Source organism: Streptomyces sp. NPDC059851 (assembly GCF_042732005.1).
Taxonomy (GTDB): domain Bacteria; phylum Actinomycetota; class Actinomycetes; order Streptomycetales; family Streptomycetaceae; genus Streptomyces.
On record NZ_JBHWJJ010000016.1, the window covers coordinates 50,339 to 75,553 of the forward strand.

Annotated in this window: 18 protein-coding genes; 12 read left to right on the forward strand and 6 right to left on the reverse strand. The window is 65.9% G+C overall.

The window, feature by feature from the left end:
• Positions 1–132: 132 nt before the first annotated feature.
• A complete protein-coding gene (locus ACFV7Q_RS08100; RefSeq protein WP_376565534.1) occupies positions 133–372 on the reverse strand; it encodes a hypothetical protein in 240 nt (79 codons plus the stop codon).
• A 238-nt stretch (positions 373–610) separates the two neighbouring features.
• Here ACFV7Q_RS08100 and ACFV7Q_RS08105 point away from each other — a divergent pair, with 238 nt between their 5' ends.
• The 9 genes from ACFV7Q_RS08105 (at position 611) to ACFV7Q_RS08145 (ending at position 17,139) form a co-directional block, all read left to right on the forward strand.
• Positions 611–1,831 carry a nucleoside monophosphate kinase gene (locus ACFV7Q_RS08105; RefSeq protein ID WP_385425091.1) on the forward strand — a complete coding sequence of 407 codons (1,221 nt, stop codon included), beginning with the start codon at positions 611–613 and terminating at the stop codon, positions 1,829–1,831.
• Between the two features lie 354 nt (positions 1,832–2,185).
• Positions 2,186–3,529 (forward strand): hypothetical protein, encoded by a 1,344-nt coding sequence (locus ACFV7Q_RS08110; protein ID WP_385425094.1) that lies wholly within the window; start codon positions 2,186–2,188, stop codon positions 3,527–3,529.
• Between the two features lie 202 nt (positions 3,530–3,731).
• Positions 3,732–4,109, forward strand: coding sequence for a hypothetical protein (locus ACFV7Q_RS08115; protein ID WP_385425097.1), 378 nt, complete (start codon positions 3,732–3,734; stop codon positions 4,107–4,109).
• On the forward strand, positions 4,106–4,765 hold the full coding sequence (locus ACFV7Q_RS08120; RefSeq protein WP_385425099.1) for a hypothetical protein: 660 nt from the start codon (positions 4,106–4,108) through the stop codon (positions 4,763–4,765). Before ACFV7Q_RS08115 ends, ACFV7Q_RS08120 begins: the two co-directional genes overlap by 4 nt.
• Entirely contained in the window at positions 4,762–7,881 is a 3,120-nt protein-coding gene (locus ACFV7Q_RS08125; RefSeq protein ID WP_385425102.1) for a hypothetical protein, read from the forward strand. Before ACFV7Q_RS08120 ends, ACFV7Q_RS08125 begins: the two co-directional genes overlap by 4 nt.
• Positions 7,878–9,266, forward strand: coding sequence for a hypothetical protein (locus tag ACFV7Q_RS08130; protein WP_385425104.1), 1,389 nt, complete (start codon positions 7,878–7,880; stop codon positions 9,264–9,266). Before ACFV7Q_RS08125 ends, ACFV7Q_RS08130 begins: the two co-directional genes overlap by 4 nt.
• Positions 9,267–9,956: 690 nt before the next feature.
• A complete protein-coding gene (locus tag ACFV7Q_RS08135) occupies positions 9,957–11,153 on the forward strand; it encodes a hypothetical protein (protein ID WP_385425192.1) in 1,197 nt (398 codons plus the stop codon).
• A 17-nt stretch (positions 11,154–11,170) separates the two neighbouring features.
• Positions 11,171–14,512, forward strand: coding sequence for a hypothetical protein (locus tag ACFV7Q_RS08140; protein WP_385425107.1), 3,342 nt, complete (start codon positions 11,171–11,173; stop codon positions 14,510–14,512).
• Complete coding sequence (locus ACFV7Q_RS08145; RefSeq protein ID WP_385425110.1) at positions 14,512–17,139, forward strand: pPIWI_RE module domain-containing protein; 2,628 nt, start codon at positions 14,512–14,514, stop codon at positions 17,137–17,139. The genes ACFV7Q_RS08140 and ACFV7Q_RS08145 overlap by 1 nt, the downstream gene beginning before the upstream one ends.
• Before the next feature lie 219 nt (positions 17,140–17,358).
• On the opposite strand, the gene ACFV7Q_RS08150 is transcribed toward ACFV7Q_RS08145, so the two are convergent.
• From ACFV7Q_RS08150 to ACFV7Q_RS08170, 5 genes are all read right to left on the reverse strand, one after another.
• Positions 17,359–17,607, reverse strand: a complete 249-nt coding sequence (locus tag ACFV7Q_RS08150; protein ID WP_385425113.1) for a hypothetical protein — start codon at positions 17,605–17,607, stop codon at positions 17,359–17,361.
• Positions 17,608–17,782: 175 nt separating this feature from the next.
• The gene (locus tag ACFV7Q_RS08155) at positions 17,783–18,727 is read right to left on the reverse strand and encodes a hypothetical protein (protein WP_385425115.1); all 945 of its coding nucleotides are present in this window, start codon (positions 18,725–18,727) and stop codon (positions 17,783–17,785) included.
• Between the two features lie 435 nt (positions 18,728–19,162).
• Positions 19,163–21,112: a DUF3732 domain-containing protein gene (locus tag ACFV7Q_RS08160; protein ID WP_385425118.1), complete on the reverse strand. Its 1,950-nt coding sequence runs from the start codon at positions 21,110–21,112 to the stop codon at positions 19,163–19,165.
• 32 nt (positions 21,113–21,144) lie between these two features.
• A complete protein-coding gene (locus ACFV7Q_RS08165; protein ID WP_385425120.1) occupies positions 21,145–21,630 on the reverse strand; it encodes a three component ABC system middle component in 486 nt (161 codons plus the stop codon).
• Positions 21,627–22,838, reverse strand: coding sequence for an ABC-three component system protein (locus tag ACFV7Q_RS08170; protein WP_385425123.1), 1,212 nt, complete (start codon positions 22,836–22,838; stop codon positions 21,627–21,629). Before ACFV7Q_RS08170 ends, ACFV7Q_RS08165 begins: the two co-directional genes overlap by 4 nt.
• A gap of 441 nt (positions 22,839–23,279) precedes the next feature.
• Between ACFV7Q_RS08170 and ACFV7Q_RS08175 the strand changes: the two genes are divergently transcribed.
• The 3 genes from ACFV7Q_RS08175 (at position 23,280) to ACFV7Q_RS08185 (ending at position 25,204) form a co-directional block, all read left to right on the forward strand.
• Positions 23,280–24,272, forward strand: a complete 993-nt coding sequence (locus ACFV7Q_RS08175) for a hypothetical protein (protein ID WP_385425126.1) — start codon at positions 23,280–23,282, stop codon at positions 24,270–24,272.
• A gap of 55 nt (positions 24,273–24,327) precedes the next feature.
• Positions 24,328–24,900 carry a hypothetical protein gene (locus ACFV7Q_RS08180; RefSeq protein WP_385425129.1) on the forward strand — a complete coding sequence of 191 codons (573 nt, stop codon included), beginning with the start codon at positions 24,328–24,330 and terminating at the stop codon, positions 24,898–24,900.
• A 97-nt stretch (positions 24,901–24,997) separates the two neighbouring features.
• Positions 24,998–25,204, forward strand: coding sequence for a hypothetical protein (locus ACFV7Q_RS08185; protein ID WP_385425198.1), 207 nt, complete (start codon positions 24,998–25,000; stop codon positions 25,202–25,204).
• Positions 25,205–25,215 lie beyond the last annotated feature (11 nt).

Genomic DNA, 25,215 nt, shown 5'->3' on the forward strand with positions numbered 1-25,215 from the left:
ACCCCGGCCGCGACCGGATCCGCGGCGGGGGCACGGACTCGGCGACCACCCGCCGGCACCACGCGGTCGTGGCCAGCCTCCGGGTCGGCTTGAACACGGCCACAACCGAAGTACCCCGAGAACGGGGCCGAATCAGAACAGCGCCAACGTGTCGTCGGCATCCCGGCTGGATCCCTGCACGTCCAGCTCGAGTTCCTCCTGCCACGCGGTCGCGTTCGCGAGAGGGACGTGCGTCATCGAGCCCCCGCAGAGCACGAGTTCGCGCGGGTGCCTTTTGTGGTCGTGGACCGAGCCGTACCCGGCCCGGCGAGTGGGCAGCAGCGCGACCAGGCGCTCGCAGACGGGACAGGGGGCCTTGGGCATCTTCGGCATGGGGAAACCTCATCCTCGCGCAGTTCGTCTCCGACGGTCGGAGCAAGGTGTGCCCCTTCATGACACCGGCGTTCCAGGCCCATGAGCTAGAGCGCCGACCGCCCTCGGCCAGCGCCGAACAACGAAGGGCTTCCGCCGTTCGCCGCCGAACAGGCACGCCGTTCGGTGAAATTCGCTGAACGCCGGTGGCGTTCGGCGGTGCTGCCTACGCTGGTGGTTCGACCAGGGCAGGGAGAGCATGGACGAGACCACAGCTGCAGAGGTTCGTGACCCCCGCGGGTCCTACGAGGCCGCGTTGGCCGACTTCGCCGCGGCGCTCTACGAGCTGAGGATCGACGCGGGGGCTCCCGCCTACAAGGCGATCGAGAAGGCCGCCCGGCAGCAAGGCCGCGTACCCCTCTCCGCCTCCGCAATCTCCGAGGCACTCCAAGGGAAGCGGCTACCCTCAATCGACTTCACGTTGGAGCTGGTCCGCCAGCTCGCTGGCGCCGACCCACGAGTTACGGAGTCCTGGCGGGAGCGGTGGAAAAGGGTTCGTCTGCTCCAGCGCAGCGCGAAGGCATCCCAAGCGGGTACGGCCGGCCTTGCAGCAGAGGAGCCTTCAGCCCGCCCAGGTGCGTTCTCCATCCACCAGGCAGAGGCGCAGGAGATCCTCCGGAAGGCGAAGGAGGAGGCCGCCGCCATCGTGCAGGCGGCTCGCGACCAAGCCGACGAGCTACTCCGCTCTGCCGCGAGCGGCAACAAATCCGCTGGGAATGGACGGAGGATCACACCGTCTGTGGCCCGACTCATGACCCGAGAGTCAACTCGCATCCTCCTACTCGGACCACCAGGCGCCGGAAAGGGAACTCAAGCAGCGTTCCTGAAGAAGGTGCTCGATGTCCCGAAAGTGCACCTCGGAGACATCCTGCGTCAGAACATCCTTGATGGCGAAGAGTCAGGTTTGATCGCCAAGCAGTGCATGGATCGCGGCGAGTTGATCCCTGACGACGTGCTGCTCGACATGGTCAACCTGCGTCTCCTCGAAGCTGACGCGGAGCACGGGTTCCTGCTTGACGGCTTTCCGAAGTCACTGGAGCAGCTGGAGGCGCTTGAGGAGATCCTGGCAGAGGACGGACTCGAGATCGACGTGGCCCTCAAACTCGAGATCCCCAAGTCTGAAGCGATTAGGAGGGTAGCGGGTAGGAGGATTTGCCGGAACGACTCCTCGCACGTCTACCACCTGCTCTACGCGGCACCCCAGCAGGACGATACGTGCCACTGCGGCGGCTCCCTCACGGCCCGCCCAGATGACTCCAGACGGACCACTGCGGACAGGTGGGATCTCTGGCAAGACATGACCGAGCCAGTAAGTGCGCTGTACGGATCCCGAGGAAGGCTGATCACCGTCGCGGGGATTGGGGATGTCAACGATGTGACGGACCGGGCAATCTCAGCCCTCGCCGCGTTCTTCGGATGACAGGTCTACTCCGGCCACGCCGTCGGCTTCATCCCGCCCATCCGAGAAGAAAGCTCTGGAGCGAGCGCTGATCCCCTATATTCTGCGCCCACCAGGCAGACGTACGGCACGGCCGAGGCGACGGCGCTAATCATCCCGCCCCCGAGGATCCGGCCCGGCTCGTCGGCGGCGGGCGAAGGGGCTCAGCCATCTTCGCCGCGTCGCACTCCTCTCAGGTGGGAGCGATGATCTCGAGCGTGGCGCCCGAGCTCGTGGGCCCGACGACGAAAAGCGAACCCCGGAGCGATGAGATAGGTGGACCCCTCTTGTCTGTGCCCTACCCCCGGCGCAGAATATCTATGAATACGCTCGCAAATGTTGGAAGTGCTGGAAATGAGCGTTTCGGACGGGCTACCGCAAGAGTCTGATTCGCCTGGGAAGGCCGAAGGCCTGCCCAGACGCCTCAGCCCGAGCCAGCAGGCCCGCAATGTGCGCGCTTTCAGCGCGGTCGTGGCAAGGTTCCGAGAAGCTCTCCTCGAGAGCCCCAAGGCCCTCGCATTCGCACGTGACCTCGTCGGTGCATTCGCCGACAGCGAAATGTCCGGCGGCCCCACCAAGAGCGAGGTCTGGGCCCTGATCACTGAGAAGCGCACACCGCAGTACGGGCAGGCCTTCTTCGACTCTCGGTGGACGATCTTCGAGCATTACGACGCGATCCAGCCTTATCTCGCGAAGAGGCACCAGCAGCGCTACGCCCTGCACCCAGCGGTCGGCCCGGCGACGCTGATCCACGAGCGGTTGCGCAGACACCGCGGGATCGAGGAGCTTGTGGGTCTGCTCGACGAGACCAGATCGCTCATCGGCCAGCCGACCCGTGACAGGGGGGCGATCGAGTTCAACCTGCTGTACTGCCGGCAGATGCTGACCCTGTACGCCATCCACCTGGAACGTCTGGTCGCGGTAGCGAGTATCCGGGAGCTGGCCGCGGAGCAGCGGGAGCACAACCACCCGGGACTGAGCATGCGGGTGAAGCAGCTCAATGAGGAGGTGTCTGCCTTCTTCCCGGGTGATCACACGCTCGACCATCGAGCCGTGGCGCTTGTCTCCGCCGAACAGCGATACCAGCAGGCACTGACGGCTGCCGGTCAGCGGGTGATCGATCAAGGTGGCCGGAGTTTGGACTTCGAGGTGCTCAGCGCTGAGGAGTATCTCGAAGCGGCACGCCACGCGCCGCTGGCACTCCTCAGCCAGTTCGGTGCCGACCTCGTCGTGGACCCTCCGTCCGCCTGGCTCGACGCGGGGACGCTGATGGAAACGGTGGAGGACTTCGCGCCCCACTTCCGGGTTCGCAGCCGGCCCCCGATGCCGCAGGTTCCGCGCGAGCCGGACCCCGCCCAGCGCATGGTCGAGGCACGTGCACGCGAGCGGAGCCGACAGGAACATCTTGCTGAGCGTGCGCTGCTGGAAGGTGACCTGGCTGACCTTACGGAGGAGCTGCGGCGATCTCGCTGGCGCTCTTCGGCCCGTCTGCTGGCCGATCTGATGGGCCTCGACGCGGACCCGTATGCGCCGTATCAGCTGCGTATCGGCATCGAGCTGATCGTCGACCGCATCGGGTGGGTGACCTACCTCCACCCTGTCTACCTCTCCCGACGGGCCGGCGAGCAGCATGTGCGGCCAATTCTTAGACGGGAGCACGGACACCATGACGCTCTCTGATCCTGCCTACCTCCTGGCCTCGGCCCGGGCCCAGGGATTCTGTGACCTGACGGATGTAACGGAACAGACGGTCGAAGCCGCTCGGGGTCTCGCGCTGGCCTGCGGCAGGCGGCTGGTCATGTGCGAGGGGCCACTGCCTACGCCAGCCGCGGCAGCAGGCCGGCCTGGTGCTCTTCGGCGTGGGCTGACTCTGGGGTGGTCGGTGACGCCTGTACCCGAGGACGCCGCCTTGTATCCCGTTCGAAGACTCAGCGTGACGCAGTCGGTCACCTTCGCCGTCTGCCTCGCTGCCGCCTGGCGTGACGTCCACCAGAGCCCCTACCCCGGAGAGCACTTCGGGCGCGCGGACGTCGTCGACACCCTGCGGGAGTTCGGCGCAGATCCCCGAGCCGTCAACGCCGCTATCGACACAGACCTTCAGCTGCTCTTGCTGATCTGCCGCGATGGCCGCTACCTACGACTGGGCCCCGCGGTTGCGGCCCTGCCCGAGTCGTTCGCAGAGTCCCTGCGTCGCGTGTACGACCAGCTCCCCCGGCCACGCGAGTCGAACACCAGACAGCCAGAGGGTGAAGAGCCATGACTAGCGTCCTGTCCGACCGCGAGGAAACCCTTGTCCAGGCAGCGATCGGAGCTCTGGAGATCTCGGAAGGCATCGTGCCGAGTCAGGCATTTCCCGCCCTGGCCGACGACGCGTTGCGGGCCATCGTCGCCCACCGCCTCAAGGAGACCGGCCGAGTCCTGCTCCCACGAGTACACGGTGGCATCTCGGGCTACACCAGCGGATACGACGATGCCACTGCTCGCCGCATGGCCGCCAACGGCATCGGAGTCCTCCCGGACGTCGATCGTGCCGTACTTGCCATCGCGCTTCTTCGCACGATTGCCATTCCTAGGGCCGGAGGCCAGCACCGCTCCACGTCCTGGCTCAGCGACGGCCCAGGCACCTCGGCAGCGGAGATCCGATCGAACACCGACAACTTCTTTACGCGGGACCACGTCAGATTCGCCGTGAGACGACTCAAGGCCAGGCGCCTGCTTCGCTCGGGATACCACGGCCAGCTTCTTCCCGGTCCTGCCCTGCTCCGTCTGACCGAGGCCCAGTCCACCAGGCTTTGGGAGGATCTGGTGCTGATCACCCTGCCCGACTCGTTGTGGGCCGACATCATCCGCCGGAGGCGTGAGCAGACCGCCCCGCCGACACCGGGGCTCCAGCCACCACAGGAGCCTGAACCATGAGCATCACCAACGCTCCGCTCATCGAGCCGACCAGCGGCCGGAAGATCGACTTGGGTGTGATCGGCGACCGCCAATTGCTGTGCGTGCAGCTGTTCGACATTGCGCGCCATCCCTCGACTGCGGTCGTGTTCGTACCAGGCTGCTTCGTCGCCATCACCGGCAAGGGTCCCGAAGACTCCAACGAGTCCGGCAAGACGAGCTGGCTGGCCAGCATGTCCCTCCTGCTCGGCGATCCCGAATGGCGCATGTACGGGCCGGGGCCGGCAGCCGTCGCACAGCTCCTGTTCGAACCGAACACTGCCGGTGTCGCCGCTCAGCGATACCCCGCGGCAACCTTCGGCTTCATCGCGGGCGTGTTCGCGGACCCTGACGATGTTCTGGCCTCCGCCCACACGGTCTGGATGAGGATCTCCGCCACCGCCCCCTACGTGCAGGTACGCCACGGGCCCGGCATACACCTGGCCACCGCTCATGATGACGAGGAACGCCACCGCGCGGCACCTGCAATATTCAAGTCGCTCCCGGGCCCAGCGCTGGGAGCTGTCCAGTATGCGGAGCGACTCTACGGCCCCGTCCCTCGCTGCCTGGCGTACCTGACGTCCCGCGGCAAGCGCCGTGGTGGCCCCTCGCTCCTGAAACTGGAGACCGGCCAGTTCACACCGGCCGGCATCGGATCAGCCCTGATCGATCTAACGGGCCGAGCGCACCTGCTGGAGACAGATCAAGTCGTACGCCGCGATCTGGCTCGGGAGACAGCGCAGCTCGCAGAGCTGGAGCATGAGAACGCGAACGCCATCGCCCAGGAGCAACAGGCTCTACACGCCATCGAGCAACGCGACAAGGCCCGCCGGAATCTCTCTCTGTCATGGGGATTCTGGCGACTGCACTACGCCAGGGGGCTGCTCGATGTCCTCGACAAGCAGCAGGAACTGTCCACCGCCAGCGAGAGAATCCAGCCACTACTCGCTGATGCAGAACGCGCTGTCAGCCGTGCCAGCGAGGACTTGGCCTCGATGCAAGACACCAAGAAGGTCGAACAGGCCCGGCGCGATGCAGAGGAGAAGTCCCAACGCGCGACGCATGACCTAGACATGGCCCGTGACCGGGAACGGCGCCTGAAGGTGGACATCGAGAAGACTCAGGATCAGATCCAGGAAGTAGAGCGGGAAGCATCAGGAGCTCATGGCAGCTTGGGCGATGCCCGGCAGGCCGCAGAAGAAGCACGCACGGCCAGCATCCGATCGGAGGGGCGACGCGCCGCGGCCGAAGACGCCCACAACAGTGCACTGCACGACGTTGAACGGGCAGAGAAGGGACACTACGGCCAAGCAGGACGCACCGTCGAGATACTCACCGCCGCTGGCATCGACGCCGTCGGGCTGCTCGACGGCCTCGACGTACCACCCAACCAACGCCCCCGCTGGGAAGCCCGCCTCGCTCTGTATCGCGACGCTGTATGCATCGATGCTGAGGAGGCCGACCGCGCCGCGCTCGAACTCACCTCGCTCCCTGGCGCCGTACTCGTCCTGCGGCAGAAGACCCCGTCCCCCCGCTCTCCCGTCTTCGCGCCACCACCGCTGCGGGCCTTCCTTCACGCCCTGGCCGAGCGCCTCCAAACCACCACCAGTCCGATCACAGCACTCGACCAGGAACTGGGATTGCGGATTCTCGGTGGCTTCCCCCAACCGATCACCGGCCGCCACGCCCTCCTCGAACAACTCCAACACCTTGCCAACCAGGCTCAGGAGACGCTGCGCACCACGGCCGAGGCCGCGCGACGCGCACAAGAAACCCAGGACGAAGCCGACCTGAATGTAAGGCGCCTCGAGCACGCACAAAGAGCCGTCGAACTGCGTACACGACGCCAAGCACTCGAGATCGAACTCACCGACGTCACACCCCAGCTGCTGCGCCTGCAGACAGCAGCCGACGAGGCGGCGCAGGTGAAGGAGGAAGCGCTGGTGAAGCAGAAGGTTCTCGTCCTACAGCGCATGGAAGCCGCACGACAGCTCAAGGAAGCCGAAGCTGCACAGCAACGCCTCCTCGCGCAGGACGAGGACCTGGCCCGTCAGTGTGCCGCGCTGAACATCGGCTACTGGATGGAGCGGGCGGGAGGCCCCGAGCAGGCTCGAGCCGCACTTCATCTCCCCTCGGACGGGCAACAGCAGGAACCCGACGCGCCGCAGCCCGAACGCCGAAGCGAGATCTCTCTCAGGGAGGTGGCCGGCCGACATCTGCAGCAGGCCATAGCCGATCTCGGGATCGACTTGATCAGCGGCATGGGCGCTCCTAACGCGGCCATCACGCAAGCTCTGCAGCTTAGGGCGAACCAAGCCGACGAAGAAGGCAGCCGCCAGTTCGTCAGCGCCGCAGCCTTCGAACGGCCGGCCGACGCCATCCAGGACTGGCTCGACACATGCGCGGACAGCGACCGAGGCACCCGTTCCCGTGTCGCAGCCAACCGGGAGGAACGCGAGGTCGGGCTCGCCGCCGCCCAGCAGACCGTCGCCGACCTGGAGCAGAGTGTGCGCGCCACGCAGGACAGCATCGTCCTCCGTCTCGACCAGGCGCTCCAGGACATCGAGGACGCCCTCGACCGCCTCAACCGCGGGGCCGGTCTGTACGGCGCCGAACTACGGCGCACCCTCACCCCGCCAGCGTCCGTCTCGGACTTGTGGCGCTGTGAGATCACACCCTGCTGGCGTCGCACGCCCACCGGGCAAATGCTCCCGTACAACAACATCACCAACGCCGCCCAGGAGAAGCTGTTCTCCATCCACCTCGTCCTTGCGGCGCTGCTCGCCTCACCACATGCTCGAGGAAGAGTCCTCATCCTCGATGAACTCGGCGACGCTCTCGGTTACCACCACCGCCGTGAGGTGCTCGCCGCCATCGCAAGTACTGCGGAGGAATACGGGATCAGCGTGCTGGGAACGTGCCAGGATGCCCTCGTCGACGACGCCGCCGACTTCTACGGCGGCCTCCTGTACTTTCACTATCCAAGCCACACCGAGGCACTGAACACCGCCACCCGGATGTTCGGCTACGACGCAAACAATGAACGTGTCGAACTCACTCTCGATGCCCTGCTCGCAGGACGGACACCCTGGAGATGAGCACCGCCCTGCAGCCTCACCACGGTCCGGTGATGCATCTCGCAGGAACCCCGACAGGCCTGCTTGCCCGTACTGTCCAGCGCACCCGACTCGATAGCGACGGAACCCGGCGCGTTGTCCTCCAACGAGGCAAGCTCCTAAGAGACAAGTATGTGGACCTCCTGGCCAGCACGCCGGCCGACCCCGCCGCCATCGAAGCCGTCCTGAGCGAGGGCCGCAAAGGCGACCGCGGCTTTATTCTCGGCGCCTCCACGCGCACATGGAACACCATCAGGGCACGCTTCTCCGACAACGCTTGGCCCCGAGCTGTAAGCCTCGCGCGCGTTGGAGCCGTCACTGTTCGCTGTGAAGTTGCCGAGGACCTCACCCTTGGTTCCCCCATACGCTGGCACCTCACCACCGCCGGACGCGGACAGGCGCGTCTGTACCGCGAGGGACTCGAAGCCAGCCGCGAGCACAGCGCCAACACGCTGGAACGGGCCCGCTACAGAATCAAGCTGCTCGACGAACTCCCAGCCGGGATTGAACCCGACGACCTCCAGCGCCTGGACGACGCCCTTGTTCGGGAACTGAGGCGCACAGCGCCCGCACCGAAACGCGCCGCCATCCTGGCAGCTTTGGCGCATGACATCGGAGTTGGGAAACGCCACGCCAGTCCGAGAGCCTTCTCCTTGGCACACACCCGCAACAGCAAGACATGGGACGGCGCAATCCGAATCCTGCGCGAATCAGGCGTTCCGTCCGCTTTGGCTGAGGTGGTCGGACTACGCGGACAAAGCCGCCTCGGACTTGCAGGTCCGATCACGGTCCGCGTTGGTGATCGCTGCAGTCCGCTCGACGACCTCGGAGTCGTTCTCCTGCCAGCAGCCACCGCCAACCTTCGGCTCGACTTGCGCAGCAGAAATCTGATCTTCGTCGAGAATCTCCAAGCCGCCGAGGCCGTCAACGAGGTATTCGCTCCGAGCGCCAAACCTCCCGCGATCCTCTATCACGCCGGAATGCCCAGCCACGACATCCTCAGGCACATCGCCACCCTTGCAGACCAGGCTGCGCGCATAGCCATAGCCCCAGACGCAGACCTCGGCGGAACCCGGATCGCCACCGCCATCTGGAACTCGCTGTCCAAGGCCGCTCGGAGCCGTTCCGTGATCTGCGACATAGGCATGACACCGACACACACCCCGCAAGAACCCTGGCCCCCCGACAGCCCGGTTTGGGCGGATCTCCGCACTATGCTGGCGAGTCCGGCCATGGCGCTCGCCAACGGCTGCCTCACCCGCGGCTACCCAGTCGAGCAGGAAGGGTGCATCGTCGAAGCCATGATCGACCATCTCGGCGCAGACCCGGCAGTCAGTCGTCCTCCCCCTCAGTCAGGTGCTCCATGAGCCGCTCCAGCGTCTCCACCGAGAGGGCTGGAGACCGTTGCAACCAGTATCGAAGCCACTCCGTCTCCGTCATCATGCCTGGTCAGCTACCTTCCGCTTTTACGGAGTTCCATCAAACTCCGCACATGCTGCATTCGGAGGAACGAAGCAGTCGGGCATCGGCCGAGAGACCCACAAGATGATGCTGGAGCACTACCAGTGGACCAAGAACCTGCTGGTCAGCTACTCGCCGAAGAGGCTTGGCCTCTTCTGAGCGGCTTCGACGGGGCTATACGAGGGGGTCGAGACTGCCGGTCAGACCCAGGCGCGGTGCAACTCAATATGTGGGTAGCCCCCTCGCCCCCGGCCGCGACCGGATCCGCGGCGGGAGTACTCGGCGGCCGCCCGTCGTATAGGTCGGGCGGACGAGACCAACTCGACGTGCGCGGACGCGGCCTCCGCGATCTGCAGCTTGCCCAGGCGGCTGCTCGTTCTGCCATCGACCGACCGGCGAGGACACGATGATCTCGTCGCGCAGTATGCCTCGCCCTTTGAAATCACCGGCTACGTCAACCTGCGGGATTCCCTCGGACGAGCGAATCCGCCCAGGGCGCACTAACGCTCGACGCCCGCAATAAGGCGACCTTGGCCTCCGGGGCTGCGAATCCTCGTCGGCACTGCGCTCGAGACGCAACCATCCTGTCAGTCGTGATGCTCTCGCCCACCGCTATCGAGATGTCCTCCAGCGACAAGCGGAATGTAGCTGCCGACGACTACCTGACTGTCGAACTCCTTTGTGCTGGGCTGGCCAAGATCCGGCTCGATCGGCAGCACGCGCTGGAGGGCCACGCGCCTGTGGTTGGTGACCCGAGCGCGGGGCTATTGCCACGTGCGTGGCGGACGGCGTTCACCAGGTTGTGGTGGGTGGGTCACCACCAGTCGGTGAATTGGCCGCAGGACGACCTCGACGTGCTCTCCGCGTGCCGACTCCCCATCGGCGAGTGGCCAGTGCGGCTGGACCTGTCCGACGCTGATCTTGATCAGCCGTTGCTTGAGGGCGACGAGCTGTCGGAGTTCTCTGAGCAAGCATCCGCGCTGGCAACCAAGGCGGATGTGGAGGCCGAACTTGTCGAGAACCAGATCTTCGCTCAGTTGCTCGCTACCGCGCAGGCCAACGGACGGACCGAGGAGGAGGTGCAGCAGGCCTACGTAGAGCTCCGCCTGATGCACATCCGCCATCCAGTCCTGAGCGATCTTGACGTACTGCGGCGGGCGCAACGAATGCCGGCCGCCAGTACGAGCGGCGAGCCGCACTTCAAGCAGCTGATCCACGTCGCATACCGGTTTCAGCAAGCGCCTGGAGGTGCCGCGCTACGAGTCTGCGGCTCGTGCGGCAACCCGATGCCTGGCGTGGATCGCTCCTGTCAGGTCCCGGGGTGCCAAGGGCAGGCGGTGCAGAAGAGGTTTCAGACCCTGGAGGGCTACTGGGTTCAGCATCGGGCTACTCGTCGCTTCCACCACGACCCGGGTCTGGTCGAAGCCCGAATCTTCGACGCGATCAACGGGCTTCCCAAAGACATCGTGTGCCTGCAGGAGTATCCCTGGCTGGATGCCTGGGACGGCGCAGTGCGGTTTCGCCAGCCCGGCTCCGGCCAACACGAGTCCTGGCTCTTCGACGCGAAGGACTGCGTCAGCGCGACGCTGCTGGGACGTCGCTTCACCTGCGACCGTCGCCTGCGCGCCAATCGCCTATTTCTTGTCGTGGCCAAGCAGCGAGCGACGCCAGCGTACTTCGCTGATCTCACCCGCGAACTAGACGGTCGGGTCAGTGGTATTGAGGTCGTCGACGAGGACACCTTCATCCGCCAGGTCACCACGCGATCCAAGGAAGTAGGGCAGCACAGGTGAGAGACATCCGAAGCTGGATGGACAGCCTGGTCTCGGAGCTCTGCGACGACTCCATCCATGCGCTCCTCAGCCCGTTGCTGCCCCGTGAGTTGTGCCAACTGGAACTCGGTCTCACGTTCCTGGCTGATCACATGCCTGGCCAGGGAGTCGGTGCCCTCTGGCCGGTGCTCTCCACATACGCCTCTCCCCGACCCGGACTCGAACGCGAAGTACGCGCGCTCCGGCTGTTGATGGGCGACATGGCTCGCTCCGGTCAGTTCCTGCGGACGCTGGACACCTATGCCCAGATGCCTGCGCAGATCCGCGGCTTCGAGCGTGACGAGACTCCGGGCCGCCAGGTCCGTCCTTCCACAGTATTCACCCCGAAGTCCTCGCCCTACCTCGTGGGCCGTCACGATACCTACCGCCAGGCCTTGAAGGAGCTGGTGCCGTACAGCGCACAAACCCAGCGCCGCCCGGCGCCGCCCGGCTCCGTGTGCACCTTCCAGCGCGCCAACGGCTCCACGGAGTCGGTGCACATCCCGGAATGGATCAATCCAGGCGAGACTCCGGTGCTGGCTCCACCCGCCACCGCGCGCATCCGGCAACCGTTCTCCTTCACGCGGAGTGAGCTCGTTGACACCGGGGAGGAGATGGATCGGCGCCTTGAGCATCACCCTCACATCAGCAGCCGGGACTTCGCCGATCGCCTCGGCGACCTGGACGTGGCGGTCCCGGACCCGGCGACTGGGCGGTTGCGCGACGACTGCACGGACTTCACCGTCAACGGTGTCATGCACGCGATTGGGTTGATGAACTCCGGCAAGTCGACGCTTCTGGACGGCTTGACCGTGCTCAGCGCGAAGCGGGGTCTGCGAGGTGGCTACGTCTTGCCCTCGGTCGGTGACAGCTTCGCGAAGACGTCGTTCCTCCGGGCCCTGGGCATCGACGCCGTACCGAAGATCGGGCAGGGAGAGCGGACCCGGCACGTCGCCGCCTATTGGCGAAGTCAGCTCCAGGATGGCGAGTCCACATTTCCTGAGCATCCGGATGCCGCAGCGCGCTTCGCGGTCGATGTGTGCCTCCTCGATCCGCTGATCGGCGGCGATCCGTTGGAGGAAGGGGAACGACCCTGCAGAAACGCTCTCCGCGTCGTCGGGCAGCGCGGAAAGTGTGACTGCCCGCTTCTGCCAGTCTGTCCTCGACAGCGTGCCGACAACGAACTGGGTACCGCACAGGTGCAGATCACCACGCCAGCGGGCCTTGTCTTCTCCCGGGCGACGTGGTCGAACTCCTCCATGAGGGTCGTGGAGCGCTTCCAGCACGACCTGGACTTCCTGTACGTCGACGAAGCCGACGACGTGCAGCGCGCCTTCGACGAGGCGTTCTTGCAGCATGAGGTCCTGACCGACCCGGATAGCGGCTGGAGCACGCGCACGCGGCATGGAATCGCCGATGGTCTCGACCGCGATTGGCACCGGCCGCTGCAGCACCCGAAGGTCCAGAAGTTCGAGGAACTCGAACGACGCCACGGGCAGGCACGGGTCCGCCTCTACCAACTGCTGGTCGCCCCAGAGGGCGAATCCCTGCGCACCCTGATTGCCGAGGGCCCGTTCACAGGCCACTCCCTCCTTGTCCGCCTCGCCCGCGACATGTACGGGCTCGGTGAACGCCAGGACTTCCGCCGCGACGCCGACCGCGAGGACGCGGCCAAGGAGTTCTTCGAGGAATTCCTTGAACCACTGGTCTCTCAGCCATTCAGCGAGCCTTCCGAAGGGTTCGCCGACTTGCTCCACGCGATGACCGCCGCACACGACACCGGTACCGACCCGCACCGTTGCGCACTCGACTGGATCCGTGAGCACACCCCAGGGTCCGAAGAGGAAGACCAAGACGAGTCAACCAACATCGAAGAGGAGGCCAGCTCTGGGGACAGCGAGGGCACTCCCGCCGCGGACGAGGCCACCCCGGAGGAGGTCTCACGCGTCCGACTCCTACAGGCGGGCATCTGGGCAGCTCGCATCACCGCATCCTTCTTCGAGATGGGCAAGCTCTATCCGGCTGTCGCCGAGATCTTGCGACTTCCGGACGATCTGAGCTTCCTCGGTGAGCAGCCACCCAAGGATCTCCTTGCCGTCGTGCCCGAACAGCCGGCTGGCAATCTCATGGCGCTGCAATGGCAGCCAAACCCGGCTGGCGACAGCGGCGCCTTGCACCTGGTCTGGCTTCGAGGTGTCGGCCGATGGCTGCTCCACCACCTGCACGATCTTCTGGCGCCGGAGGGCGTCGATGGCCCTCATGTCATCCTCACCTCGGCAACCTCCTGGATGCCGACGTCTCCCAAGTACCACATCGACCTTCCCGTTTCGCTCGTCCTGCGTACCCCGCCGGCCTCCCAAGAGGCGCTCCGAGCCAGTCGCATGCACCTACGCCCAGGACGCGCCGCCGGAGCAGCACCGGTATTCGTCTCGGGAAGCGGAGGCGACCGAGCCCGCCGAGAGCAAGCCCTGAAGCAGGTCACTGCCTCCATCTGCGTGCCCCGCCCAGGCGCCCCAGAATCGCTGCTGGACCAGGTACGTCAGCACCTGGCCACCGACCGACAGCAAGCCCTGTTCGTCGTGCTCAGCACCCGCGACGCCGAGACCGTCGCCGACTACGTGAACCACAAGACCCCGTACAAGGCCCTTCACGTCGTGCGCGATCACGACGATCCCGGCCCGTACGGACTCATCCGCCGCAGGGTCTCCACCTTCGCACGCAGCGACGCGGACATCCTCGTCGCCTCCGAAGGAGCCATCCAACGCGGTCACAACATCCTCAACGACCGCAGCGTCGCAGCATTGGGTGCGATCTTCTACCTCGTCCGCATCCACCCGCCGGCCGACGACCCCTCCTTCGTACTGTCGCTGCTCGGCGCGGACGCCATGCGCCGCCTCAACAAACCAGCTGACCTCAGCGACCCAGCCCTCGACGCTGTCGACCTAGCTCTCAACCTCCGCCACGGTGCACGCAGAACCTGGCAGCACTTCGGCCAGCCGATCCTTTTCAGCCGGCTCACGGACAAGGCCCACCGCGACGCGTTCACCTCCAACCTCCTCAACTCGACCTACCAGACGAGCGGCCGAGGTATCCGCGGCAACGAACCGATCCTGATCTACCTCTGCGATGCCGCGTTCGCACCCCGCACCGCCCAGCTGGACGAATCCGCTGCCGACACCGAGCGGACCAGCGTCCTCATCTCCGCGCGCACAATGCTGCGTGAACTCCTGACCGAGCCACCCGCCACGACGGGGCCCCAGGAGCGCCTGTCCTACGAACTGGCCCAGGCATGCTGGAGCCTCGCCGGCCACCTCTACGAAACTCTCGACTGGGGACGCTGATGCCCGCCTACCGCCACCAACAAGCTGCCGTATTCGTCTTCGACGAGCACGCGCATCTACCCGCCCAGGGGTACACGGCCGGCTGCCCCGCCGCGTGGCTCAAGCACCTCGAACCCGCCTGGGCATCCCTTCCTCGCCGACGCAAGGAGCCCGGGAACCTCCCCACCAGTTCGCTGAATCAGATCACTCAGCTTCTGGACCCGCGGATCAGCTCCATCCACTGGAACCTGCGCGAGCCGCAGTACATCAGGGCCACCGCCCCTGTCGACATGCCCTTCCACCTGGCTGTCGCCGCTTGGGCAGCCACGGACGTGGCCCCGCACCTCCCCGAGAAGGACTGGGCCGAAATGCTCGGCGAGCACCCACTCGTATGGGAGCCACACGACATCGACCTCGCACAGCACCAACTCCACCCCAACGGCACCGCAGACCCCGGAAACGCAGTCTTCAGCCTGCTGCCCAGCCTGCTCGCCGAGCGCGTCGCCGCGTCCGGCCTGCATCTACGCGGCCACGACTACAAGGCATGGCTGGGCCCCACTCGCAGCGATGGCCGACGCGCCGTCTACCTCGGGCCGCCCACCCCCCTCACGGATCGCGACGGCGCGACGGGCCTATACACCCCGTACATCGACTTCCATCTGGAGACGATCCCCGGCGAAGCCCAGGTCCGCGTCCACGCCGACCTCCACATGGCCCGCTTCGCCGCGCTCCCTTCCTCGTACGTACCCCGCCGTGGCGCCAACCCGGCGACCATCACCGTGCTGCTGCACGCCGACTCCGGCTTCGTGACCTCGGCAGAGCGACGCATGCTGGTGCAGGCATCAGCCACCGTGCACCGGAACGGAGACGAGGCCCGCTGGAAGTGGTCGCCAGGCGTGAGCAAACTGCTGGCCCTGCTCACACGACACCGATACCCCGACCCAGACATCCTCCGCACCGCTCCCGAAACACTCTTCGAGAACAGCGATAGAGCGGTCGCCGCGTTCGCAGTCCATAGCAGCGGAATGAAGTACTACCTAACCGCCGCCCCTGAAGCGGACCCGAATGCGCGCCGACGCACTGCCGGACACCCTGCCGAACCCGGCTACCAACCGATCGATCACCTCGAGGTGTTCGACGCCCTCGCCCCCGTGCTTGCACTGCTCGGGCTGCTCCCCGCCACCCCTACGACCAAGGCGAAGACCAAGACAAAGGCACTTCAGCCGACCAACACCGCACCAGAGCGCCACTACCAACTGGAGCACTGGACAGCCTCCCCGCGCACGCGGGAGACCCTCCATCTCGCCCTCACCCACAAGCTCGGACTCACGAAACTCGATACCGCCGCAGCGTCGGACTCCCCGACCACCTACAACGGCCCGTTCGCTCTCACCGTCCACCACCGTGACCCTGGTGACCTCGTCGGCGGCATCCCCCGGTCCAACCACGACGAGCCAGCAGTACGGCGTACCGAGGACGAACGAGCCGCCAATGAACGAGGCCGACGCCTCTCCGAAGAGTTTCCCCGGCCCGCCGGCCTTCGCGCCACGCTCATCGAGTTGGAAGACGACGGCTTTTTCCTCCGTACGCGGCAAGGCGACCCCAAACCTCTCTTGAAGAGGACGCTCCCTTCCCTCGGCCGGCGCGTGCAGTGCATGCGCCCCGTACGCCCGGCACCGGAGCCCGGCAGCAAGCAGAAACTACTCGCTGGCACGGACCACCGCGTGAGCGATGTCGAGCGAGCAGCGTCCTCGGTCCTGGATGCTCTGCGTCAAGTCGGTCACGTCGCTGACATCCCCGCTCCACTCGGGGTCACCGGCCCCTTCGAACTCTGCACCGTCTGGATGTCGAACGCCCCAGACGGGCAGGCCGTCCCCATGCTCATCCGCATGCGACCGGGACACGAACCGACAGCCCAGCTCATGCCGACCCCAAGGCAGCGTGTCGAACCTGAGATCGCCTTCACCGAGCTGCCCGAAGCCCTCACCGCCGGTCGCGGCCGCATCCGTCTCGCCAAGAACTACCGCGCCGTCGCCGACTTCCTCATCCAGGCCCTGGCCCTGGACTCGACTACGGACCGCCTCTTCCTCGCTCGCGCCGCCGTCCTCCGCCGCCGCGAACTCTGGCCTTGGCTCCAGGACTCGTACCTGACCCCGAACGCCCTGCACTTGCCCGGCGCCGGGTTCGACAAGCCTGATGCGGTACCTGCACCTCGCAAGCCCGGCGATCACCCAGGCTTGCGGATCATCCGGGTACGCGAGGCCAATGACAGGGACGCCGTCCCCCACCTCTTCGGCGTCCCATGGGACGAAGAACGCCTACAGCGCACACCCGGCAGCGGCCGGTACTCCGGCCTCGCCCGGGTCAGCGACACCGTCTTCTACGGGATCAACCCCCGCTCGGACCAGAACCAAACACCCCTGGGCATCACGAAACTCGACCCAACCCAACCCCAGAACGCCACCTGGTCCGTCAGCAATCCCCGCCCCCTGGAGATCACCACCGCCTTCCTCCAAGACGGCGACGACCCAGCCGAGTTCGCCATGTACGTCCAGGCCCAACGCCGCTCCTACACCCACACGGCCAACGACACCCAGTGGCCGGCACTCATGCACCTGGCGGAACTGATGGACGAGTACCTTGTGTAAGGTGGCGAATTCGGCCCGTACCCATGCAGTGCCGATACTCAAAACGGCATCATCCGCCCGACCGCCGGCACCAGGGGCCTGAACGTCGTGGAAGGGGCGGTCAGCCGATACTGGGGCTGCGGCGTTCCAGATCCTGGCCGCCTCGCTCGAATCGACTAGCGCCATCAGCAGCGCGAAGGCGACACCGCGGCCGGGTGCGCGAGCGTGGGGGTAGACCGACTACTCCATGACGCCAGCGTACGCGCACCGGTCGGACACCTTGGAGCCTGCAACCCACCCGAGGACCTGGCGGGTCTCGCCGACTGCGGTGAGGCGGTACTCAGGTATCTTCGCCGGGTCGCACTGCTCCCCTGTGGGAGCAGTGCTCTCGAACCTGGCGTTACCCTCGTCCATCCCGGCCCGGGACATCGCCAGGACCTCGGACGTGTGTCTGGCAGCCAGCGGTACCACCATGGCGTCGGCGGTCACGCGGCAGCGGCCGTGGTCAGCAACTGCCCCATCGCGGCCGTCGCCGCAGGGGTTCCTGTCGCAGCCCCGCGCCGTCCCACCGGCGTTGCACTCGGCCGATGCCCGCCGCGGCACTGTTGGCCAGCGCATGCCCGTCGCTACGAGCGGCGCCGGGGCATCAGAGGCCGGATCACCGTCACCAGCTGTCGTCAGGCTCGCGCCGCATGGCGTACGAGAAGATGTCCGTCGCTGGCGCACTGCCCTGTCGGCCTACCTGGATAAGGTCCTCAGCCGTGTACCGGGCGGTCGTAGCTAGCCCCGCAAGGCCCACCTCCTCCGTAGTGGCCAGGTGCAGCTGGCACAGGTCACACCACATGCCCTCGGCCGTCAGCTCCAAGTCGAACAGGAGAGCGGTGGTGGGGGCCCGCAGGAACAGGGCTGCAGCCTCGGTCTGGCAGGCCGGACACCGCGTCAACGCCTGGAACAGCGGACCGCCCGCCCTATCGACCTCCACGACGACGAGTCCCCGCTGCGCAACGATCGCAGCCAGATGCTCCGGAGTCCCCTCCGGCATGTCCGCGAACCGGGCCCGAGCCCGCAGTGATGCCTGGTGCAGACGCAGTTGGACGTCCTTCTGCAGCCGGTCCGCGCGGTCATCGAGCGCAACGCGCACCAGGTCGTGCCACGGCCCCCAAAACTCCTCACGGCCCAGCCCCATGTGGTCGACCAGCATGCAGACCGACTCCACGAACGGCTCCAGGTAGTCCTCCGGCACGCTGGTGCCCAGGTGCGCGACACCGTTGCGGAGCTGGATCAGGGTGTCCAGTTCCTCGTCCTTCAACGGCAGCACGTCCATCTTCCGCAGCCGGTCGATGGCCGTCTGGGCCCCGACCGTGCGGAGCTTCTTCGGCAGAGCCGTAGCCCCGGCCAGGTGCAGTAGAGCGTCGTCCTGGCGACTGGACAGCTCGACAAGCAGCACCGGATTCACACGCACCAGCGCCGCCTTGGCTAGGCGCTCGATGCTGACCCCCGCCTCCAGGAGGAAGACCTCGGTCTCCCCACGGGCATGCGCCTCCAACGCCAGACGCGCGAAGCCCCGCGCCCCAGAAGCCAGATGCTCGAACGAAATGGGCGACTCCATGACCTGACGATAGGGCAGCACACCCTACAAGCGAGCCGAATTTCAGTACCAGCACATCCGTGAGCGGCACGCAGCCAGGCGGCTGGTGGCTGGCAGAGCACCCTGCCCAGAGCTGCCGCGGAGACATGCAGTGCGAGAAGTAGAACCTCCGTTGTCAGTTACTGGGATGAAGCAGTCCGGGATCGGCCGCGAGACCCCCAGGATGATGTTGGACCACTACCAGTCGATCAAGAACCTGTTGGTCAGCTACTCGCCAAGGAAGCTCGGGCTTTCTGAGCCCCTGAAGCGAGGCACTCCAGGGGACGCTGCCCTTCGGCCTTCCTTCCGGGTTACGCGGGGCACAGGAAGCAGCCGGCAGGGGTTCCTTGATCGGCCACTCGCGATAGTCCCCCCGGCCGTGCCGGTCGGTACTCCCTGCCGACCGCGGCGGCGTCATCAGTCAAGCCAGTCCAGAGGGATCAGGGCGGTGCGGTTGCCCTCGGCATCGGGGCGCCAGTTGCCGATGACGGCATCTTGGAACCAGCCTTCGGGCAGGTTCGCATGGTCACAAACGATGATCTGAAGCGCTCCCCGGTTAAGCCGTACCACGTCGCTGAGGAGTTCGAAGTAGGCGGTCACCGTGGCCCAGTCGGCGTCTTGGATGGTCGAGGCGTCACGGGGTTTCTCCGGGAAGAACGCCTGGGTGGGCTGGTCGAGCATGAGGAAACCGGGAACGGGCCGGTTGTTGCGTCGCAGGTAGGTATGCAGGGCGAGGTGGGCGACCAGGTGGTACCCGATGTGGTTCTTGGCACTGCCGATGCGAGTGAGGGGCAATCGTCCGGCTGGTCTCCTGAGGACGACATTGAGTAGCTTCAGGCTGATCCCCACTTCGAAGGCGTCTGCAGCTCCCCCAAGGTTGAGTCGCTTGGCCCAGGCCGTCATGCCGATGGCGATGTCCGCGAGTCGGCGCTCGGTTTCGGCTGCGATGTCGTCTTCATCAACGAGCTGTTCAAGCGTGTCGGCATGTTCCTGGGCCAGGACGAGGTTGTGGCGCAGCTGGCTGATCTCGCTCTCTGTTCCAGTGCGGGTGAGGGCTTCGGAGATCCGACCTTGGATGTGAGCGACTCGGAGGTCGTGTTCCTGGAGGTTGCGCAGGCGCTCATCGCTTGCCAGGAGTTCTTTGAACTGGACGCCGTTGAGCCTGAGGAGCTCGGCGACGCCGGCGCGATCGGCCTGCAGAGCACGTCGGTGTTCCTCGCGAACAGGCTGGACTGTCTGTGCCTGTGCGAGTTCGCGTGCGAGATGGCTGGTCAGTTCGGCGATGTCTTGCGCACTGGGGTCGGGATGTTCCAAGGACTGGGTGCACAGGGGGCACACGCTGGTGTCGCTCTGCCGTTGCGGGCCGAGGAGGTCGAGCGTCTTGAGGCGGTCGAGCTGGAGGTGGAGTTCGCCGGTGAAGGCGCGGCCCTGCTGCTGCCAGCGGTCGATCGCGGCCAAGGCGTCGTCGAAGTCCTGAAGTTTTTCACGCAGGAGCCGGCGTTCGTCGTTAAGTTCCTGGCGCCGGTCACGCACTTCGAGTGGGGCGATGGCTTGCGGGACTGCGGATAGGGCTTGGTGGAGAAGGGACAGGACCTGGGAGGTGTCGGGGGCTGTGGGCACGTTGGCGAGGAGGCCTTCGGCCTCTGCCAGGCGGACGAGGGCGAGACCATTGGCGTCCATGGCCTGTTGGTGACGTAGGGCATCGTCGAGCTTCCGCTGTGCACCACGCTTGGCGCGCTGGGCTTCGCCGAGGCGATGGCGGCGCAGAGCCTGTTCGGGGCCGGCGGCACCGAGGAAGTACGGCAGGGTGTCTTTGAGGGCTTGATCCATGCCGGATTCGGTTTGGCGGTGGAACAGCGCCGTCTGGTCGGCGATCTCGTTCTGGCTCTGGAAGCAAAGGAGCGCCGCCTGGCCAATGGATACGTCAAAAGCTTTACGCGCTGCACCAGTGGGCGGCTGGAAGTGGAAGTCCTCGATGCCAAGGCGGGCGCTGAGTTCGCTGCGCAACGCCGCGACGTTGGAGTTCTTGACCAGTTCGTCAGGGCTTGGGATGCCCAGGGTGGCGTCGCCGGTGCGGGTGTACGCGTGCTGGGTGGAGGCTCCGATCGGGCGGGGACGGGCCAGGACCATACGCGATTTGTCGGCGAAGGTAACCAGAAGGGCGTACCAGCCAACGGTCTGGTCGATCAGGTCGTCAGGCAGGTTGGGCGCGCGGCGCCCGAGGCAGTAGTCGACGATGGTGAGGACTTCAGACTTACCGGTCTCTGACTCACCAGTGAGGATGTTGAGCGCCCCGGGGCGGAACCGCAGGACCCTTGGCGGCCTCCGGCGGTCTCGGTGGTACAGGGCCAGGGCGATCAGCTGCATGACGGTTCCAGAACTCCTTTTCGGGGGGTGTGTCAGGGCCGGACGCCGAGGGCGGTGAAGGCTCGAGGCGGGTCGGTCACGGCGAGCCAGCGACCGACCAGTGCCGCTGCGCGGGCGCAGGCGGCGACTTCCTCGCCGGGGGCAGCGGAGGGAGGTTTGGGCGTGCCCGGGCAGATGAGTCCACCGGGAGCAACGTCGACGGCTTGGTGGCGTATGGCTGTACGCAAGCTGGTTCGGGTGTAGGCGGTCAGCGCTGCGGCACGTTCGGCGAATGCCGCCTGCAAATGTGGGTGTTCGTGGGCCCAGGCCGAGAGTGTGACGGTGGACTTGCCGGGCAGGGAGTCACGAGTGTCTGTGGGCAGCACGAGAGGCAGGATCAGGAACGCGCTGGGCCAGGGCAGCGGCAGCTTCGCCTTCTTCGTGGCGGTGTTGACGGCGGTGGCGAGCAGGAAGGCACCAAAGGCCGGGTTGAACAGTGCCTGTGCCTCCGACACGTTGCGGTGGGAGTCTGTCGTCACTGTTCCTGCGTTTCGTCTGGGCCATTGCAGCGGCTTCTGTAGTCGGGGTGCCAGCCGAGTTGCCGGTCGGCCTCAGCGCTGCCGGCCTGGTCGGACAGGCCATGAACGCTGCCGGTGCCGATCCAGGGCGCCGTGACACTGCCCGGGCGCAGTGGGGTGTCTGCGACGCGGTCCATGGTGGCGTCCAGGATTTCCTGGCCGATGGTCTGGCGTTGCTCTTCGCTCATGTCGTCTCGAATACGGCGGGTGCGGCGGCGGAAGGCGTTCTCCCACTCGTAGTGGAGTTCACCTTCGTATTCATCGATCCGCTCCGGGGTGATCTTGAAGGTGCGTAGCCATTCGGAGCGCTGAGCCCGCGCATAGTGGTAGTCACGGAGATGCATCGCCACTTCCTCGTCGGGAAGGTCGATCCACCGCATCTGGGTAACAACCATGCGGTCGTTGTACTGAGCGATCTCCGCCTGGGTGAGATGGCGCAGTGTCTCCGTGATCGGCAGATTCCTGCCTATGTAGCGTCCTGTGACCTCGTCCCGGCGGCACATGAGTTCCTGGGCACTGACGGAGGCGCGCATGCGCTGGGGGTTCCTACGCTCCAGCAGCTTGATCGCCATTCCGTACCACCAGCCCTTGATCTCGTCGAGGGCGGCCTGAGCGTGGTCGCTCGGCGTGATCCCCAGTTCCTTGGCCAGACTAGGGTCAAGGTCTGACATCAGCGGGGCTGCGTCATTGACGGTGATGGCCCTGACGAGCTGCTTACGCCGGGCCGGGGTGAGCTTCATGAACAGTTCGCGGTCATCCGCAGTGGTGCCGGGCCCTTCATCGTCGGCGGCGGTCCGCTCCATCCGTTCCAGTGCCTTGGTCTCATCCCTGTCTGGGCCGGCGCTGAGGTACTGGAAGAAGGTGCCTGGCGGTGCGCTTTGGGTCGAGACCAGGCGCAGGATGGGCAGGGTCGTGTCCGCGGGATCGGAGAGGTTCTCGAGGGCGTCGATCCATGACGCGACGGAGCGCCAGAAGTCCTTCCCGGTCTCGCTCAGAGGACCGGCGGCTTCACGATGTTTGGCCTGCAGCAGTTCGCGTGGTTTCTTGTCCGGGTCGAGGAACTCGATGTCGTCGAGGAGCTCCATGCGGACTTCGACGGTGGGGTCCTGCCAGCTGCGGCGGGCGAGCTCGAGCAGGGCAAGCTCGCACTGGTAGAGATAGCCGGTCATCTGCCCTGCCGCCGAATGCGACCTCGCTCGCGCCACGTTCCCCACTACTGATCGCGCTTGTCCGAGCGGCGCGAATCCCACCCATGCAACCCGTCAACCGCACCAGGAACCCAGTCCTCGGGCTGAATCGGTCAGGTGTGATGCGCTGTTCCACTCCCCTGCAGCACAACGTAGCACTCGCCGCAGGAAGCATCGCTGGAGTCTGCAGGATCACCCTCGGTGGGCACTGTGTCAGCTGGGGGCGCGGGCTGCACGTACGGTCCTGTACCCAGACCGCAGCCTCCGACCGTGGGCAGAGATTGGGCACGAGACCCGACGCGGAACAGTCAGCCACTGCGATGCACCGGTATCCGGGGATGCCCTCGTAGGCCCGGGCAATATCGCGTGTCGCCTCCGCTGCGAGGCAGGGATGATGTGGGGCACTGGGAGGGAGAGGTCGGTATGGAGCGGCTGGAACTGATTGTCGTGCAACTCGAAGAGGCGAAGGGGTTGATCGAAAGAGGGCGAGTGCCCCACCTGCGGCTGGCTTACATACTCCTCGACAGTGTGACGGAGCTGATCCTTCACCGGACGGTGCAGTCCGCGCTGTGGGATCAGGAGCTACTGACGGGGCTGCTGGCGAAGTGCAAGGACCTCGCGGCCAACGGGCACGAAGAAGCGGCGGCGGAGATCCCCTCGATCGAGGCCCGAGTGATCTCCAAGTCGAAACTGAGGGACATCGACAGAAACTTCGACGCCAAGGTGGCGTTCTTGGCCGACCGCGAGATGCTGGATCCGGCGCTCGGCCCCGTCCTCGAGAAGCTGCACAAGTATCGCAATGAGATGTATCACCGCGACAAGCTGCGGCGCGAGGTCCTCAAGCCGGCCACGCTGATCTATTTCGACTCTGCCTGTTCCGCGCTGGAGGCGTACAAGCCTCACATGATGGCCTTCACCGGAAATCCTCTGGGGCCGGAGCTCTCACGGTTCACCGGAGGGGGTTCGGGATTCCTGGAGATGGACCTCCCGCAGCGCATCGCCGCGCAGCTTCGCTGCGAAGTTGGCCTCGACCTGCCCCACATCCGCAGCGTACTTGCCCAATACCTCACTGCCCGGCTGGACGAAATGGCCGACGGTCTCTCGTTCATCGAGGACAACCTTGGGGTCCCGCACCTCGTGCGCGGCGATGCCATGCGGCTCGTGCAGGCGAACCTTGCCACGAACCCGACCCTCGAACAGGTCCGCGGGAAGAAGTACCAGTACTCCAAGGCAGACATGGAGCAGTGGAGAAGCCACATCTCCGCGCTGGAGTCCATCGCCGGCAAGCACGAGCTGGTACGCGAGTACGCAGCCATCGAGGACGCATTCGAGCCCTTCGAGGAGCTCGTCGAGCAGGCCGTGATGGCCGTCGACCGGGAAGTGCAATTCCAGATCGACATCGCCCGCGGCAAGTAGCCGTCCGCCGGAAAACCACCGCAGCAACCAGGAACCGCGCGCTAACGTGACGGGCATGACCTGGTCACTCAGCCTCCTGAAGCCCCGGGAACCCGAGCTGCTTGATGCACTGTTCCTCTCGGTGGGCCGGGCGCTGCACCTCGCGAACGCTTATGAGGAGAAGTGCCAGTATGTGCTCCGTGTCGGCAACCTGATCACCGCCCACCAAACCGACCCGACCATGACCTTCGAAGAGGCCGTCGCCTCAGTCCCCGCCGACAAGCTGCTGGGCGGCACGCTGCACAGCCTGGCCGCGCACGCGATGGGCCGGACCATGGACATGGACACCCTGCACAAGGCCAGGCAGGCCCGGAACTGCATCGCCCACGAAGGCGCCTCAATCGGCGCCATCTGGTGCGTGGACCGCGACCTCCTCCTTCAGCACGCCGTCAAGCTGCGAGCGGCCGTGACGGATCTCGCGCTCGGCGACAACATCATCTCGCAGTGGTGCCACGGCCTGGCTGAACCGCACGACCCGCCGCCGACGGACTGGATCAACGGGTACCCCGATGCCGTCGACACCTGGGTCTTCGGCCATCTCCGCGGCCTGCTGCCCGAGCCGGCGTCGGGCCTCGGCAGCTCAGAGTGACGGCGCAGACCGGTGGTCACTCTTCTTCATCCTCGGTCAGGTGCTCCATGAGTCGCTCCAGGGTCTCCCCCGAGAGGGCTGGAGACCGTCGCAGCCAGTGATCAAGCCACTCCGGGTCCGTCATCATGCCTGGTCAGCCGCCTTCCACGTCTACGGAACTTCATCAAACTCCGCACATGCTGCTTTCGGCGGGACTAAGCAGTCCGGCATAGGCCGCGAGACCCACAAGATGATGCTGGAGCACTACCAGTGGACCAAGAACCTGCTGGTCAGCTATTCGCCGAAGAAGCTCGGGTTCTTCTAGAGCGGTGAAGT

Coding starts and splice junctions, on each gene's coding strand:
- ACFV7Q_RS08100 (WP_376565534.1), bottom strand. CDS start 372: ATGCCGAAGATGCCCAAGGCCCCCTGTCCCGTCTGCGAGCGCCTGGTC.
- ACFV7Q_RS08105 (WP_385425091.1), top strand. CDS start 611: ATGGACGAGACCACAGCTGCAGAGGTTCGTGACCCCCGCGGGTCCTAC.
- ACFV7Q_RS08110 (WP_385425094.1), top strand. CDS start 2,186: ATGTTGGAAGTGCTGGAAATGAGCGTTTCGGACGGGCTACCGCAAGAG.
- ACFV7Q_RS08120 (WP_385425099.1), top strand. CDS start 4,106: ATGACTAGCGTCCTGTCCGACCGCGAGGAAACCCTTGTCCAGGCAGCG.
- ACFV7Q_RS08125 (WP_385425102.1), top strand. CDS start 4,762: ATGAGCATCACCAACGCTCCGCTCATCGAGCCGACCAGCGGCCGGAAG.
- ACFV7Q_RS08130 (WP_385425104.1), top strand. CDS start 7,878: ATGAGCACCGCCCTGCAGCCTCACCACGGTCCGGTGATGCATCTCGCA.
- ACFV7Q_RS08135 (WP_385425192.1), top strand. CDS start 9,957: ATGCTCTCGCCCACCGCTATCGAGATGTCCTCCAGCGACAAGCGGAAT.
- ACFV7Q_RS08140 (WP_385425107.1), top strand. CDS start 11,171: ATGGACAGCCTGGTCTCGGAGCTCTGCGACGACTCCATCCATGCGCTC.
- ACFV7Q_RS08145 (WP_385425110.1), top strand. CDS start 14,512: ATGCCCGCCTACCGCCACCAACAAGCTGCCGTATTCGTCTTCGACGAG.
- ACFV7Q_RS08155 (WP_385425115.1), bottom strand. CDS start 18,727: ATGGAGTCGCCCATTTCGTTCGAGCATCTGGCTTCTGGGGCGCGGGGC.
- ACFV7Q_RS08160 (WP_385425118.1), bottom strand. CDS start 21,112: ATGCAGCTGATCGCCCTGGCCCTGTACCACCGAGACCGCCGGAGGCCG.
- ACFV7Q_RS08170 (WP_385425123.1), bottom strand. CDS start 22,838: ATGACCGGCTATCTCTACCAGTGCGAGCTTGCCCTGCTCGAGCTCGCC.
- ACFV7Q_RS08175 (WP_385425126.1), top strand. CDS start 23,280: ATGGAGCGGCTGGAACTGATTGTCGTGCAACTCGAAGAGGCGAAGGGG.
- ACFV7Q_RS08180 (WP_385425129.1), top strand. CDS start 24,328: ATGACCTGGTCACTCAGCCTCCTGAAGCCCCGGGAACCCGAGCTGCTT.